The 15,583-nt window shown below is 39.1% G+C and carries 13 protein-coding genes and 2 pseudogenes; 3 read left to right on the top strand and 12 right to left on the bottom strand.

Features of this window, described 5'->3' with window-relative positions; translation table 11 throughout:
• Nucleotides 1-202: 202 nt before the first annotated feature.
• Entirely contained in the window at nucleotides 203-1,429 is a 1,227-nt protein-coding gene (locus B4U84_RS08455) for a damage-control phosphatase ARMT1 family protein (protein ID WP_017313805.1), read from the bottom strand.
• A gap of 171 nt (nucleotides 1,430-1,600) precedes the next feature.
• Here B4U84_RS08455 and B4U84_RS08460 point away from each other — a divergent pair.
• Nucleotides 1,601-1,771: pseudogene (locus tag B4U84_RS08460) on the top strand (glutamine synthetase); the annotation flags it as partial.
• Nucleotides 1,772-2,100: 329 nt separating this feature from the next.
• Here B4U84_RS08460 and B4U84_RS08465 read toward each other — a convergent pair.
• Nucleotides 2,101-2,616 carry a DUF937 domain-containing protein gene (locus tag B4U84_RS08465; RefSeq protein ID WP_131116925.1) on the bottom strand — a complete coding sequence of 172 codons (516 nt, stop codon included), beginning with the start codon at nucleotides 2,614-2,616 and terminating at the stop codon, nucleotides 2,101-2,103.
• Between the two features lie 179 nt (nucleotides 2,617-2,795).
• Nucleotides 2,796-4,505 (bottom strand): sensor histidine kinase, encoded by a 1,710-nt coding sequence (locus B4U84_RS08470; RefSeq protein ID WP_131116928.1) that lies wholly within the window; start codon nucleotides 4,503-4,505, stop codon nucleotides 2,796-2,798.
• 315 nt (nucleotides 4,506-4,820) lie between these two features.
• Between B4U84_RS08470 and B4U84_RS08475 the strand changes: the two genes are divergently transcribed.
• Nucleotides 4,821-6,383, top strand: a complete 1,563-nt coding sequence (locus B4U84_RS08475; RefSeq protein WP_131116931.1) for a YcjF family protein — start codon at nucleotides 4,821-4,823, stop codon at nucleotides 6,381-6,383.
• 5 nt (nucleotides 6,384-6,388) lie between these two features.
• On the opposite strand, the gene B4U84_RS08480 is transcribed toward B4U84_RS08475, so the two are convergent.
• Entirely contained in the window at nucleotides 6,389-6,820 is a 432-nt protein-coding gene (locus B4U84_RS08480; RefSeq protein ID WP_017313799.1) for a DUF1634 domain-containing protein, read from the bottom strand.
• 64 nt (nucleotides 6,821-6,884) lie between these two features.
• On the opposite strand from B4U84_RS08480, the pseudogene B4U84_RS08485 reads away from it, so the two are divergent.
• A pseudogene (locus tag B4U84_RS08485) lies at nucleotides 6,885-7,085 on the top strand (hypothetical protein); the annotation flags it as partial.
• A 317-nt stretch (nucleotides 7,086-7,402) separates the two neighbouring features.
• Here the strand turns inward: B4U84_RS08485 and B4U84_RS08490 are convergent.
• The 8 genes from B4U84_RS08490 to B4U84_RS08525 form a co-directional block, all read right to left on the bottom strand.
• A complete protein-coding gene (locus B4U84_RS08490) occupies nucleotides 7,403-8,938 on the bottom strand; it encodes a SagB/ThcOx family dehydrogenase (protein ID WP_017313797.1) in 1,536 nt (511 codons plus the stop codon).
• Nucleotides 8,939-9,217: 279 nt separating this feature from the next.
• Nucleotides 9,218-10,243, bottom strand: coding sequence for a 1-acyl-sn-glycerol-3-phosphate acyltransferase (locus B4U84_RS08495; RefSeq protein ID WP_131116935.1), 1,026 nt, complete (start codon nucleotides 10,241-10,243; stop codon nucleotides 9,218-9,220).
• Between the two features lie 303 nt (nucleotides 10,244-10,546).
• On the bottom strand, nucleotides 10,547-10,942 hold the full coding sequence (gene arsC, locus B4U84_RS08500) for an arsenate reductase, glutathione/glutaredoxin type (RefSeq protein ID WP_207390911.1): 396 nt from the start codon (nucleotides 10,940-10,942) through the stop codon (nucleotides 10,547-10,549).
• Nucleotides 10,943-11,014: 72 nt separating this feature from the next.
• Nucleotides 11,015-11,680, bottom strand: coding sequence for an arsenical resistance protein ArsH (gene arsH, locus B4U84_RS08505; RefSeq protein WP_131116941.1), 666 nt, complete (start codon nucleotides 11,678-11,680; stop codon nucleotides 11,015-11,017).
• A 21-nt stretch (nucleotides 11,681-11,701) separates the two neighbouring features.
• Nucleotides 11,702-12,397: an MIP/aquaporin family protein gene (locus tag B4U84_RS08510; RefSeq protein ID WP_131116944.1), complete on the bottom strand. Its 696-nt coding sequence runs from the start codon at nucleotides 12,395-12,397 to the stop codon at nucleotides 11,702-11,704.
• Between the two features lie 35 nt (nucleotides 12,398-12,432).
• Entirely contained in the window at nucleotides 12,433-13,491 is a 1,059-nt protein-coding gene (locus B4U84_RS08515; RefSeq protein ID WP_131116947.1) for a PstS family phosphate ABC transporter substrate-binding protein, read from the bottom strand.
• A 259-nt stretch (nucleotides 13,492-13,750) separates the two neighbouring features.
• Nucleotides 13,751-14,077, bottom strand: a complete 327-nt coding sequence (locus B4U84_RS08520; protein ID WP_131116950.1) for an ArsR/SmtB family transcription factor — start codon at nucleotides 14,075-14,077, stop codon at nucleotides 13,751-13,753.
• Nucleotides 14,078-14,108: 31 nt separating this feature from the next.
• Complete coding sequence (locus tag B4U84_RS08525; protein WP_131118814.1) at nucleotides 14,109-15,320, bottom strand: aspartate aminotransferase; 1,212 nt, start codon at nucleotides 15,318-15,320, stop codon at nucleotides 14,109-14,111.
• Nucleotides 15,321-15,583 lie beyond the last annotated feature (263 nt).

A 15,583-nucleotide genomic window follows, 5' to 3' on the forward strand; every position in this document is an offset into this window, starting at 1 on the left:
GCCCACCTACGGAAGCCGCTTTGCGTCTACGACCCTCTCCTCTGCCTTTCTTTGTAAGTCGGCACAAATTTAGAGACGCGATATATCGCGTCTGGTACATCTAGATTCATACCGCGATTCAGCAACGCTAGATTTGAAATGCAAGTTGTGCAGCTTCTCCCCATATCAGACTAATGAAATCCATAGAACTCACGTTGATCAATTACTCTACAAACTGCACTAGACCCCATTGTCCATTTGTCAACCAATCAGAATCAGATTTTGATACTGTTTCAATCACTTCTGGTTGCAAACCTACTGCTACTTCTGATTTCAAAGTACGTAAAGCCACCATTGGCACTGGTAAATAACACACAATATCTGCAATATTAGTTGTGAAATTCCAGTGTCTATCCCCCAACAATCTGCGATAATTAGCATCACCTTTAATGATCAATAAATCAGCAGCAGCTAATTTTTGTTTGAGTGAGGCGGGTATTTCCCAAAAAGCTAGAGGTGATGTCCAAAAGTAATCATCAGACAAAATCAATTTTTCCGATGCAATATAACTTTTTAACCTTTCTGCAACAGCGACGACTTGCTGAGATTTAGAGCCAGCTAGAAACTCAACTGTATCATACACATCTTTAATCAAGGCATCAGATACAAAAGTGGGATGAGGTTTTAAATGCAGCTGAATTTGATGAATGACACCACTACCCAACAAGAAATCTACCAAACACAAATCACAAATTAACTCAAATCCAGCATTATCAACTACAAAATCAATACGTTGACATGCACTACTCATTAATAATTCTGTAACAAGGGAAGCATCATCCACCAAGATATGAGCTTTTTGATTTTCAACATCAAAATCACTGCGATCGCTCTCAAATGCTGACCATACACTCAAGTCTACACGATTACCCCAAAGTGCAAAATGTAAGAGTGTAATCAGAACATTTTGATTGATTTTCCTATCTTTTTCGCTATCTTTCAACCATTGCGTTACTTGCTCGCACAAAGCAATTATCGCCTCAAGGGATGTATTTAATCCTTGAGATTTCTGTAAATGGAATGGATCGACACCTTGCCATTCACCAGGGCGAAAATAATTGCTAATATTGAGGATTAATCTGTAAAAATAAGTTTCCGCAAAAAACCAAGGAATATCTATCCAACGCTGTTCTTTGTATGGTTCTAAATATTTTTGCCAATCTCCGACATCAATTCCAGTATCATCTTCAAAAGCTAATAAATATCCTGATGGTAACTGATTCGCCAAGTTTTCTAAACTTTGATTAATATTAGGTGAAAAATTGTTTTCCGCAATGACTCGACGAGCAATACCAGGCATCCTTTGAGTTACTGTAAACTCAGTAAAGGTGCCAATTTCTGAGCCGACAAGTGATTCTGGCAGTGGTAACTTGGGAATTTGCGATTTCATCACTAAAAATTTCTCTTTCCCTTGTGTTTTTAGTATTTTATCTTTTGTCATTGGTCAAGTGTCATTGGTCATTACTTATTTTCCCGATCCCCGATCCCCGATCCCCGATCCCCGATCCCCGATCCCCAATCCCCAATCCCCGATTCCCGATCCCCGATTCCGAATCCCAGTCCACGCCATTTTTTAGTGCGGATGATAGAAGCAGCAAAAACTCAAGGATTAGAAGTACAAGCTGCATTTGAAAACGAATTTTACTTACTGCAACAATCAGGCGATCGCATTATACCCGCAGATTCTACAGTTTTCGCCTCTACCCAAGCAATGGATATTCATCGCGAAGTCAAAGATATTAGATGATACCATTTCACAAAAATCTTGATACAAATACAGGCGGTGTAGAGACGCGAAATTACCCTGCGGGAACGCTAAAAGCGAACGCGTCTGGAACAAAATTCATATGTATCGCGATTAACGTGAAATGGTATGAGTTCGATTAATAGACTTGTCACTTAAGAAAGCCCAATTAAAAAACTTAAATGCAGCCTGGTTTTGCGGGTTTGGATCTGTTGCTTGATTTTGGAGAATTGGTATTTTTTATAAAAAAGACTCACAAATAATCGTTGTTGTGTACGATTATTTATGAGCTTTGAATGAATAAATAAATAAAATATTTATCTTCCTAAATACCTAGTTGCCATCTGCATAGCATCAGCAATATCAACATCACCATCATTGTCAGCATCTAGGAAAGAATTCAAGACAGAGTTTCCACCCGCTTGGGAACTTGCACCAGTTTTCAAGAAATTCAGGACAGTAGGAACCAACATTGGTAGTAGTTGTTGAATCATACCAGCATCTAAACCTGTGCGCTGTGAAACAACTTCAGCCACCTGCTGTTGCATTTCTGGCGAAAATAGAGAGTTGACAGCTTGGGGATTAGGAGAAGTACCACTGTATTCATTCACAACAGCTTGCGCTTCTTCAGTACCACCACTAGCTTGCTTTTCTTGCAAAGCAGAACGTACATAATTACCCACAATACCAACAACTGATTGCATGGTAGAAGGGTCTGCACCAGTAGCATTACTTAGCTGTTGTACAGTATTAATGATATCATCCAACTGTCCTGTACTACCTTGCTGGCTAGGATTAGCGATCGCATTGATAACTTGGTCAAAAAGTCCCATAAGTTTTTCTCCTTTATACTCACGGCAACAAAACCAAATTGTCAATGGTCAAGGGTCATTGGTCAATAGTCATTGGGCATTGGGCATTGGGCATTGGGAAAAGATTTGTTAAATAATTCCTCCCACACTTCCCCGACTCCCCACACTCCCCACACTCCCTGCTAAGAGCTCCCGTGTCTCTAACCAACCGGGAGGGCGATCGCAAATTCTGTACCTGAATTTAGTTTTGAATTACAAGTCAGCTTACCACCGTGTTTTTCGACAATAATCTGATGAGTAATCGCTAACCCCAGACCAGTACCAAGACCTCGTGGTTTTGTTGTGAAGAAAGTTTCAAATATTTTATCTTGATTTTCTTTAGGAATACCAGGTCCGTTATCAGTTATTCGCACCACTACCCAATTACTATTGATGAGTTCTGTACTAATAGTAATCACAGGTACAAATTGTCTATCTTGAGCCATTTTGTCTTCTAAAGCATCAATAGCATTGATTAACAGGTTCATAAATACCTGATAGAGTAAACCTGTGTAACCTGTTATCGGTTGAATCTCTCCATAATTGCAAACGACTTTAATACCTTTTTTCAGGCGATTTTGCAGAATTAAGAGTGTACTGTCGATGCAAGCATGTAAATTAACAGACTGAACTTCGCTGCTATCTAAACGGGAGAAGTCTTTTAAACTCCTAATGATTTCTCGCGTTCTTTCTGCTCCAAATTCCATTGATTTCAGCAGTTTTGGTAAATCTTCAGCGATAAACTCAAAATCAATTTCTTCTTCTTTAGCTTGGATTACTTCGTTTGGATGAGGAAATTCGGTTTTATATGTTTGTAATAAATCAAATAAGTCGTTTATATAAGTTTTGGCACTGCCTAAATTGCCATAGATAAAATTTACGGGATTATTAATTTCGTGAGCAATACCAGCGATCATTCTGCCTAAGCTAGACAACTTTTCGCTTTGAATTAATCGTTCTTCAGCCTCAGTATTTTGTGCTTTTAAGAGATATTGTACTTGTTGGATCAATTTGTTGAGAGAGTCAGCGAGAGTCCCGACTTCATCTTTCGTTGTAACAAATGCTTGCAAATCAAAATTTCTTTGTTGGGTTACTTTTTGAGCAACTTGAGTTAGGGTTTGCAAGGGACGTACAATAATAGTACTTGTGTAGAGCGCCAAAATCGTAGCGATCGCAGTTGACAGTAGAATGCTACCAATAATAATCTGAGCTTGCAAAACAGTTGCTTGATTTAGAGCTTGATCAGCTTCTTCTTGGTGTCCGCGAACTGTTTTGGCAAACTTGTTTAACTCATGGGTAAATTCATAAAAATCAAGAGCAGTTTGACTTTGAGAAAATTGTTGAATTAATTTTTCTGATTTGGCTGCTTCCTGTGGCTGAGAAGCAAGTAACAAAATCTCACCGACAAGCTTCTCGAATTCCTGAAAATATAGCTTTATCTTACCATGATTTTGTTTGATGAGCGCCTGTAATTCTTTTTGTGATGTGCTTTGACTTAATTCTTCTAACTGAGAAAATAACTTTTCAGCTTCTGCCAAATTTGTTTTTAACTCAGAAGTTTTTTGCAGCAGTATTGGCGCTTTATTCAACAAAGGTATAATTTCTTGTTGATAGGACTGGATTTCTAATAATTCTCCTTGCAGAGTACTAAATAAATGACTCTCTTCATCCGCCATCATCATTTGATATCTGGCTTGCTGGAAGTGATTTTTGCCAACTAATAACCCCGCCGTTGTTCCTAAAACTGCAACTCCGAGGGTCAGACCATATCCAAGAATAATTTTTTGTCGAATACTCAGTCGATGGAACACTCGTTTAACCAGATTATAGTGACGTTCTGGCGACTGGTTTAATTCAGATGATGGGGTCATGAGTTAATTAGATGTTGCAGTTTTCCATCTGGCGGGTTTCGAGTATAAGCGATCCTGTAATTAGCTGCAAAGTATAATTCTATATGAAAAATTTTCTCAGTTTATCAAAACATACTTCTTTCTACTCTGGTGAAAAATACTGAAACAATTAATATTAAAAGCAGGATGAAGGATAAAAATCAGTGTAGACGCGTAGCAGCTTGCCACAGTCTACAGTAAACACTAAACAGTGATCAATTCCTAGCTGTTAACTGGTAACTGATAACTGATAACTGAAATTTGCCTTCTGCCTTTTTGTGTTAGCCTGTGTCATCCATGCCTCTGTCGCGTATAGTTACGCTTATTGTCGGTCTAATCCTGATTTTGGGACTTTGCTTGTGGCTGATTGACTCTCTGTCACGGCTTTATTGGCAATTGTCTTATTCTCCCTTTTTGGGTAATTTGCTGCTGTTTTTGATCATTGTCTTAATCGGTGCTTTAATCGCTGCTTTTGTCTATTATGTGCTAGTGCTTCAAGCTGGCGAAGAGCGCGCCCGTCGCGCTAAAAGACAACGCCAACAAGTGCAAATTCCTGCCGCCAAATCAGAAGCAGCTTCTTCGACTCTGCAAGCTGTCAAGCAACAAGTAGCCCAAATTCAAGATGAAGTTGCACGCCAAGCTTTACTAAGTAAATCGCGAGAAATTGAAGCGAACCTCAAACGGGGTGAAATTCAAGTCGTGGTATTTGGTACTGGTAGCGCTGGTAAAACTTCTTTGGTGAATGCGATTTTGGGACGGATGGTGGGCAGAGTCGATGCACCTATGGGAACTACCACAGTCGGAGAAACCTATTGTATGCGCTTAAGGGGTCTAGAGCGCAAGATTTTAATTACCGATACGCCGGGAATTTTAGAAGCGGGGATCGCGGGTACGGAGAGAGAACAGCTAGCTAGAGAACTAGCAACATCAGCAGATTTACTGTTATTTGTAGTTGATAATGATCTCAGACGTTCAGAATACGAACCTTTGCGAGCATTGGCAGAAATTGGCAAACGTTCATTATTGGTATTGAATAAAACAGACTTGTACACAGAAGACAATCAAGAAGCCATTCTCGCCAGATTGCGCCAAAGAGTACGGGGGTTTATTGCTGCTGGCGACGTCGTGGCAATTTCTGCCAATCCCCAACCCGCCCAGCTAGAAACTGGCGAAATGTTCCAACCAGAGCCAGAAATTATACCTCTATTACGGCGGATGGCAGCAATTTTACGGGCAGAAGGTGAAGATTTAGTTGCAGATAATATTCTGCTGCAATCGCTGCGGCTGGGAGAAGAAGCGCGAAAACTCATTGATGGACAGCGTCGCCGCCAAGCTGACAAAATTGTAGAACGGTTTCAATGGATTGGTGCAGGTGTGGTATCAGTTACACCATTACCAATGGTAGATTTACTAGCAACGGCTGCTGTTAATGCCCAAATGGTAGTAGAAATAGGGAGAGTTTACGGTTGTGAATTAAATATGGAACGGGGACGGGAGTTGGCTTTGTCTCTGGCGAAAACAATTGCTGGTTTAGGAATTGTCAAGGGTGCGTTGCAGTTACTTTCTACAGCTTTGCAGCTCAATGTTGGTACTTTTATTATTGGTAGAGCTATTCAAGGTGTGACAGCTGCGTATCTGACACGTATTGCTGGTAAAAGCTTTATTGAATATTTCCGCAATGATCAAGATTGGGGTGATGGTGGGATGACGGAGGTTGTACAACGCCAGTTTCAACTGAATCGCCGTGATGAATTTATGAAGGCGTTTATCCAAGAAGCGATCGCACGAGTTGTCAGACCCTTACAAGGAAATGCTGAACTTGTGGAAGAAGAGGAAAAAAAACTAGGAAGTGGAGATTAAATTTATTAAATATAAGTCCCTATGAGGCTGTAAACCAGAGCAGTTAGTACTAAGGTGGTAATTGTCACATATATCCAGTTTCTTTGTATAACAAAAAATAGCAAAGAAACCACTACCCGTAAAATAGGTGTGGCTACTAATAGCAATAATCCTAGTTGAATAATGCCACGGTGACTACCAGATAAAATAGTTGTGATTACACCCGTGATGGATCGAAACTCCAATGGTTCGCTGTGAAAAATATGGTAATCTACAGGTTCAGACCCGTGGCGAATCAGATATGGTATGGCGCCAAATAAGACAACAGTACTGGCAAACAAAACACCGTATTTGAGGAGATTGCTGAGTAATTGCTCTAAGAGTAACTCACTTGATTTTGGTGTGAGGTGAGTTTCAGTTTCCATCTCAGTTTCACTTGAGTGCAATGGTAGAGGCATGATATCTCTATCTGGGTGTGTTGACAATACGGTTCGCTTAAGAATTTTTCGTCATAATTTCGGAGAAGATATTATTGGTGGTCTTGGTCAATGTGTAGCGGCGATGATTGCGGCACAGTTATTTAATCAAAATCAAGGTAATGAAGTGGAACGGATTTATGGATCAGTTACGAGTGGAACTAATTGGAAGTTTTTATTTATAGAAGGAACCACTGTTTATATAGATTCGGTTGAATATTATATAGGACTCCTATTTGATTTTTGAAAAAAACTCAGTACACTTTCTGTTAAGAGTTAAGAGTTAAGAGTTCCCTACCTTCACGAGTAAGTTCATAAATCAAATCGGACTCCTATATTAAAGAAGTTGATAAGATATTAGGGATTTTGATGCAACCTTTTCAGCCTGTTTTAACTGCTGTTTAAGATAAATATAAAGCTAGTTAAGAAATATAAAATCGCTGAGACTTCACCTGATTGTCCTTTGTAAATACGTTCCTCATCAATTTAAGGGTTGGTAGTAAGCACTTTAATGCTTAGAAAATCAGGACTAAAGTTCTTACTACGAACTTTTTTATCTCACAACTATCTGAGTCGCCCTAAAGTAGTAACATACAAAACTGCTTCATCCGTAGGAATCCCTAAGACTTCATTGACTTGATCATCAAAGAAACCACCAATTCCGCTAACCCCTAAACCAAGGTGAACAGAAGCTAGATTAATTCTCTGTCCTAAATGACCAGCATCCATATGTAAATAACGATAAACGCGATCGCCATACTGGGTAATTGCTGCTTTCAAATCGGCTGTATGGAATAATACAACTGCTGCATCTCGCCCTAAATCTTGTCCTAAACAAAGAAAATGTAACTCACGCCGGAAATTTTTAAAGCGGATTTGGCGTAATTCTTGGGCTTTGGGTGCGTAATAATAACAACCAGATTCCAACCCATTCACCCCAGAAACAGCAATGAATGTTTCGATTAAATTTAGGTCAAAGTAGTCTGGGGAAATATCAAAATCTTGATCGATATAATTATGAGGTTGGTAAGTAAAATCAAGTAAGGCTTTTAATTCATCAAATGTCAAATCTCCACCCGAATAAGCACGGGTAGAACGTCGCTTAAGAATCGTACTTTCTAAATCTATTAGCTTTTCACCCCAGTTAACTGGAACTGTGACGGTAGAAATTTTTTGACAAAAAGGAAAATTATATTTATCCTCTAAAGATTTTTCTTGTTTAATCTCAGGTAAATTAAGCTTTTCTGTAGTACCTGGTTGAATGTAGGTTGCTTTGTGGAAATATGTCAGTAACTCGCCATCAGGAATTTTAGGATAATTGGTTTCTGTCGCAGAAGGTAAAGCAGTTCGCCATGTTGGTAAGTTTTGCTGAATATCTAGCATATCTGCTAAAGGAAGAATTGCGATCGCTCCTTCTTCCTGAGAATCTACATAAAGTAACTCATTTACTGCTTCATCCACAAAACCACCAATTAAGTGAGGACGATAGTCAGTAATCGCACTCGCTAACTCGATATTACCTAATAAATGTCCCAAATCTAAAAAAATACGACGGTAAGCTCTATCTTCATAGCGCCATGCAGAGCGATAAAATACCGCAGTAATAATAATAGCCAGTTGGGTACTCTCTAAAGCAGGATGCCAAAAACAAGCTTCTTGTAAATCTTGCCAAACATCACTTTCCCAAAAATGCATCAAAGAATGATTCCGACACTGGTAGTTATAAAGTCCTGGAGGTAACACCGATGTCCCACGGGAAATGAGATACACTTCTGCTGGGTATAATCCACCAGCGCTAGGCGCAGCACGGAGATATACTGCGCTTCCCATCGAAGGGATTTTAGCAGTTAGTCCATAGCTGCAAAACAAAAGCCGTGATAATCTTTGCCACCATCGCGCTTGTGGGTGATTAGCAAAAGTTTCCGGTTTATCTTGAATGTAGGGCTTAAGGTCAAAACTAGAACCTATTTTATACTCTTTAAATGGCACTGGCTGTTTCGCCCAGTCTATTCCCTTACTTCTAGAAGCAATAGTCTGAGGGTCATACTTAGTGCGTTCGTGGTAGTGTTGAGCAATAGAAGATTGACGTACTTCTGGCATAAGAATTTAAATATGCTTCTGCTACAATCTTGGCATTTCTGGGTACTAAGATTTCGTCATAAATTCTACAATCCTATTACTAGTCTGTGAAATTTTTGCAAGATTGGCATAAACAATACACGCTTTTCAAAAACGTAAAATTTTTATGTCAAAAATCTAACAAGCTTTTGTTTCAATGTTTTAACTGAAATCTATGTACTAATATAATTCAGTACATTACTTTTTCATTGATTATGTTATCATAGTATATAATTATCGTGTTTATATCAATACAGATAGTTATTTTTTGATCAGTTGATTGATTTGGTTTTGCATTTTTTCTCTTAGTGCTTGTGCTATTTGATAAATCATTACACGTTTATTATGTGAATGATTTTGTTCATTTGGTTGTAAGTTAATTATTTCTAAAGATTGAATAAAATAACGTAAATGACTTTTAGCTGCCCAAACACCCATGGATGGGAAAAGAATAAACACTAGGATTAAAGGCGATAAAGGTAAAAAAGGTAGCTTGAATAATTTTTGTAACTTATGCAGATTAGTAGTCCAAGGATGTAGGTTTTCATTACCAATACAAATTACAGGTAAAATTGGAATTTGAAAACGTTTACTTAACTGTATAAAACTAATATCAAATTTTTCTAATTGATAACGTTTTTGCCAACCTTTTCTTGGACCACGTAATCCTTCTGGTGCATATAAAATGACCGTATTATCTTGCAAAGAGGTAGTAAATTCATCTAATTCCGCTCTCACACCACCTAAAACTTTTGACCATCCAGGTGGCAACCACCAAACCATCCAAGCATGATCAAAGAGACTGACACCAGCTAAGGTTCTGACTATCCATCCTCGCTCTTTTCCTAATAAATAACATAAAGATAAAAAATCCCAAGGAAAACACATTCCTGCATGATTCATGGCTAATAATAATGGTTTTGTATTTGGTAGATTCTCAAGTTGATGCAATTCGCCATGAAAATAGTTTTCAACAATTGGAGCAAGGATTTCTTTACTAAAAACCTGTTGATAACTAGGAATAAATTCAGTGATTTCTTGCCGTGGTTTTCTACATCCCAAGCGCAACCACCGAATAAATATTGCTAAATAGAAACCGCAAGGAATTAAAAATAAAATATATTCTAGCCAATTCCATCCATCAGGATCTGAATGATAATGTTGCCAGTGACGGTTGAATAATATTAGCCAGCCAGGAGGATACCATAAGCAAAACCTGTCAAACCAACTAAATTTATACCCTTCAATTGAAGAGTTAATTATATTTTCTTGATTTTGATTAATCACAGTTAAGTAAGTCGGCAGAAATAAAGGTAACTAGTTATGGTCGTTATTTGTCATTAGTCATTGCTCATTGGTCATTGGTAGAGACGCGATTTATCGCGTCTGTACAATGGTCATTGGTAAGGGCTTTGGGTTTATATGTTTATTCCCTCCGATTTACCTAATCAAAAAATTCAAATATATGATCAGCTAATATATTAATTTTTAACTTTGTGATTTACATCTTGCTTGAGACATAAAACAAAAAGTTTGTAATGAGCTTTTTAGGCTTCACCACAAACTTAAAATAATTATTCTTTTTGATTTTTAGCTAAGTTCTGCAATCAATTTTAAAACTCGTTCTTTGACTTGGTCACGAACGCGGCGAAAGGTTTCGATTGATTCTCCTTCTGGATCTTCTAATTGCCAATCTTCAAACACTTCTCTAATTACCCACTCTTCTGGCAAATTTACCCCACAGCCACACAAAGAAATCACAGCATCGTAATCTTCATGATTAAAATCACTTAAAGGTTTGGAAGTTTGATTACTAATATCAATACCAATTTCGGACATGACTTGTACTGTAATTGGATCTACGTGAGAACCTTCTAAACCTGAACTTGTGACGGCAACTTTTCCTTGTCCTAATGTACGAGTAAATCCTTCTGCCATTTGAGAACGACGAGAATTTTTTTTGCAAACAAACATTATTTTTTTCATGGTTTTTTGGTTGTGGATTAGTTTACTAACAGAAAACTTTTAACTAAGTCAATGCAAAAAAGTCGTTATTTGTCATTTGTCATTTGTTATTGGTAATGCACTATTTGCTAATCGAATAGCTTCTTTAGCAGCTTTTTCCTTGCGTTCGCTGTAGCGGTCTGTCAGGTAATCTATTTTGTCACGTAGTAACATGGTGAACTTATAAAGTTCTTCCATGACATCTACGACGCGATCGCGATAAGCTGAATCTTTCATCGTGCCATCTTCGTTAAACTCTTGGTAAGCTTTAGCAACTGAAGACTGATTCGGAATTGTAAACATCCGCATCCAACGTCCGAGAATTCGCAGAGTATTGACAGCATTAAAAGATTGAGAACCACCACTTACTTGCATTACAGCCAAAGTTTTGCCTTGAGTGGGTCTGACTGCTCCTATACTCAAAGGAATCCAGTCAATTTGGTTTTTCATAATGCCACTAATATTGCCATGCAATTCTGGTGATGACCATACTTGACCTTCAGACCATTGGCTCAATTCTCGTAATTCTTGAACTTTCGGATGGGTATCAGGAACGCTATTATGAATTGGCAAATCACGAGGATCAAAAAACTTTACCTCCGCACCACAATCCTCAATAATGCGAGCAGCTTCTTCTGCTAATAAACGACTATAAGAACGCTCTCGCAAAGAGCCATATAAAAATAATATTCTTGGTGGATGATCAAAGGTTTCATGCATAATTGCTAATACTAAAATCCCTTATTCTCTTAAATCTCGAAATCCATTGGAAAGCTGGCTATAGATCAACACTGCTAATTGCGCTCCCAAAATAGGTGCTAACCAATAAACCCAATGATGTTGCCAAATTCCTCCTACTAATGCTGGGCCTAATGAACGAGCTGGATTCATACTTGCACCAGTAATTGGCCCCATAAACATAGCTTCCAATCCTACAGTTAGACCAATTGCTAACCCAGCAAAACCAATCGGTGCGCGGCGATCTAATCCTGAACCAAAAATTACAAACATCAAAATGAAAGTGAGAAGTGTTTCTAAGACAAAAGATTGCAACCAATTATTATTTAGTGGTAAAGTCGCCCCCAAATTTCCGACTTTCCCTAAGCTAATTAGTAATGCAGATGAAGCTGCGATCGCTCCAATTGATTGTGCCAAAATATACGGTAAAACTTGCCGTCTAGGGAAAAAACCACTTGTCCAAAATGCTAGTGTTACCGCCGGGTTAAAATGTGCGCCGCTAAGATGACCAACGGAGTAAATTAAAGCAGCTACCACTGCACCAAATACAAAACTAATTCCTACATGAGTAACGGCACCTTTACTTACTTCGTTCACCATTACTGCACCTGTACCCGCAAACACTAAAGTAAAAGTGCCAATTGCTTCTGCTAATACTTCTTGTCTAAATAAAGAAAATTCTTTTACCAATGACTTCATTGTCTACTGTACGTACTGGTTTGCGGATGATTTTCCTAAAACTTTGCTTGTTTTCTTAACAACTCTCCGATTGTCAAGTTCACCTCTGCTTCTCCTGCAAAAACTGTTCCGACCTTACCTCTGGTAAAGTGAACTTCATCAAGGTGATAACCTTCTTCTGGTAAAGGTACATACCCCACAGAAGCTACTGTTGTTGGTGCTTTTTGAATATAGAAATCTACAAAATTTTTGACTGCTGGTTTTTTTTGAGCAGATTGAGCATTAACATAAATAAACAGTGGGCGAGACAAAGGTTGATATTGAATTTTTTCCACTGTTTCTCGATTAGGTAATACTGACCCTTTGCCATGGTTAACAGCTAGTGCTTTTAACTTGTTTTGATTTTTTTCAAGGTAGGCAAATCCAAAGTATCCTAAAGCATTCGGATCTTTACTGATGCCATCTACTAAGACTTCATCATCTTCACTGGCTGTATAATCGGTGCGACTGGCTCCGACTTTACCAACGATTGCTTCTGTGAAGTAGTCAAATGTACCAGACTTGTTACCAGCACCATATAAATTCAATGGGCGATCCGGCCAAGATGTACGTACTTGGTTCCATTTGGTAATTTTATTTTGGGCTTCTGGTTCCCAAATCTTTTTTAATTCAGCAGTAGTAATGTCTTTTGCCCAAGTGTTTTGAGGGTTGACAGCAATAGTAAGAGCATCAAAAGCTACCGGAAGTTCTATGAATCTGACGTTATTTTTGTTACATGCTTCCATTTCTGCTGTGAGAATTGGTCGTGAGGCATTATTAATATCTGTGGTTCCAGCACAGAATTTCTCAAACCCACCGCTAGTACCAGAAATGTCTACTTTTACTTGGGTTTTATCTTGGGATTCTGCCTGAAACTGTTTTGTTATTGCTTGGGTAATTGGATAAACGGTACTGGAACCGTCTATTGTTACTGCTGCAACTGTTTGTGAATTAGTAACTTCTGTGACATTGGATGATGGGGAAGTTTGCGTAGATGTCTGGGAGTTTGTTGTGCAACTAGTAACAAATACTAAGATCCCAAGCGCGATCGCTAATTTCTCTCCTGTCGCGCTCATCGTTTTACCTCGTAAGCTTATATAATAGTTACACTTTATATCATTTCAAAAAAAGTTGATTTATTAGTGATAACTAGAATACATTTTACAAAAATAAATCAAAAAAAATTGATGGATTTATTTTACCGACAATCAGCCGTGAAATAAATTTCAAAGGTCTAAGCTTAAACCCATTTAAATGGGTTTAAGCCTTAGCTTGTCGGTTTTGAATCGACTTTAACTTTAAGCGATGAATTTTTCTTCAGGGATCAATTTTGACTCAAGATTCGTCTCTGCAACAACGTGCTGGTAATATTTGGTACAAATGACGGTAATCTGCTAAATACTGTTCTAAAACAGCAAATTGAGGCAAATTGAGGCTGTAATAAATCCAACGTCCTTCCTGACGAGAGATGACTAGATCTGCTTCCTTAAGAGTCTTGAGGTGAAACGATAGCTTTGATTGACTCACCCCCAAAGCATCACACAAATCACATACGCATAGTTCCCGTTTTCGTAGCAATTCCAACACTTTAATCCGTAAGGGTTCGGATAAGGCATGAAAGCCAGAAATAATTGTATTGGGGATAACAGAGGGAGTTTGCATTAATCACAAGCGAGTTATGGGTACACCTTCTCTATTTTGAACTAGAGACGACAGCCTCGGCTTGATAACAGATGTTAGCTTGTTGAAATCTGTGCAAAACTTCACCCAAGCGATCGCAATCCGCAATTAAACTAATTCGTACGTATCCCTCACCGCCACTACCAAAGGCATTACCAGGAGTGACAACTACACCAGTTTGTTGCAGCACCCACAAAGCAAAGTCTGTGGAACTCATTCCCACAGAACAAGGAACCCACAAATACATCGTTGCCTTGGTTTTAGGGATATTCCAACCTAATTGTGTCAAGCCTTGAATGAGAAAATCGCGACGGGTACGGTAGCGAGTTTGAACTTCTTGTAAATAAGAATCTGGTAGTTGTAAAGCAGTTTCGGCAGCTGCTTGCAAGGCTGCAAAAATACCGTAATCCAGGTTAGTTTTCAGTGTCCGCAAACCTTGAATGACGTGACGATTGCCAACCACAAATCCAACTCGCCAACCTGCCATATTATAAGTCTTAGACATCGTGTGAAACTCCACACCAATATCTTTTGCACCAGGAATTTCTAACAAGCTAGTTGGTTGATAGCCATCAAAAGCTAACTCGGCATAACACAAATCGTGTACCAAGAGAATTTCGTATTTTCTAGCAAAAGCAACGATTTCTTCAAAAAACTCGCGGGGTGCAGTAGCGGCGGTGGGATTGCTAGGGTAGTTAAAGTACAGTATTTTTGCCTTTTCGGCAACAGCATCGGGAATTGCAGCTAAATCAATTAACCAGTCATTTTCTGGTTTGAGAACCAAACTATGAACATTTCCCCCAGCAATTACCGGACCACGAAAATGAACTGGATAGGAGGGTGAAGGTACCAAAACCACATCACCAGGATTGATATACGCTAGTGCCAAGTGTGCCAACCCTTCTTTGGAACCCAGTAGTGGTAAAGCTTCGCTGTCTGGATCTAAAACAACTCCATAACGACGTTCATACCAATTAGTGATAGCACGGCGGAAATTTGCAGTTCCTTCAAAGGGAGGATAGCCGTGATTACTGGGATTGTGCATAGCTTTCACAGCAGCTTCAATGACGGGCTGTGGCGTTGCACCATCTGGGTTACCCATACCCAAATCGATTAAATCCAGTCCTTGTTCCCGCGCCTTATTTTTGAGTTCATCCAAACGGGCAAATGGATAAGCTGGTAATTTTTGTATACGTTCGGCTGGAGTAATCCAATGCAAGTTCATTGATGTAGTAGTTCCCGATGCAGTTAATTTATGAGTTAGTAGTTGGTCATTAGTCAATGGTAGAGACGCGATGTTCCTCGCGTCTGTACAATGAGCATTGAGCATGGGGCATTGGGCATTGGGCATGGGGCATTGGGCATTGGGCATGGGGCATTGGGCATGGGGCATGGGGCATGGGGCATTGGGCATTACCCCCGATCCCCCTGCTCCCTGCTCCCACCTCCCTGCTCCCCACGACTCACCCGGAGGGGAGCGTGGGATGA

This window comes from Westiellopsis prolifica IICB1 (assembly GCF_004323185.1).
GTDB classification, from domain to species: Bacteria; Cyanobacteriota; Cyanobacteriia; order Cyanobacteriales; family Nostocaceae; genus Pelatocladus; species Pelatocladus prolificus_A.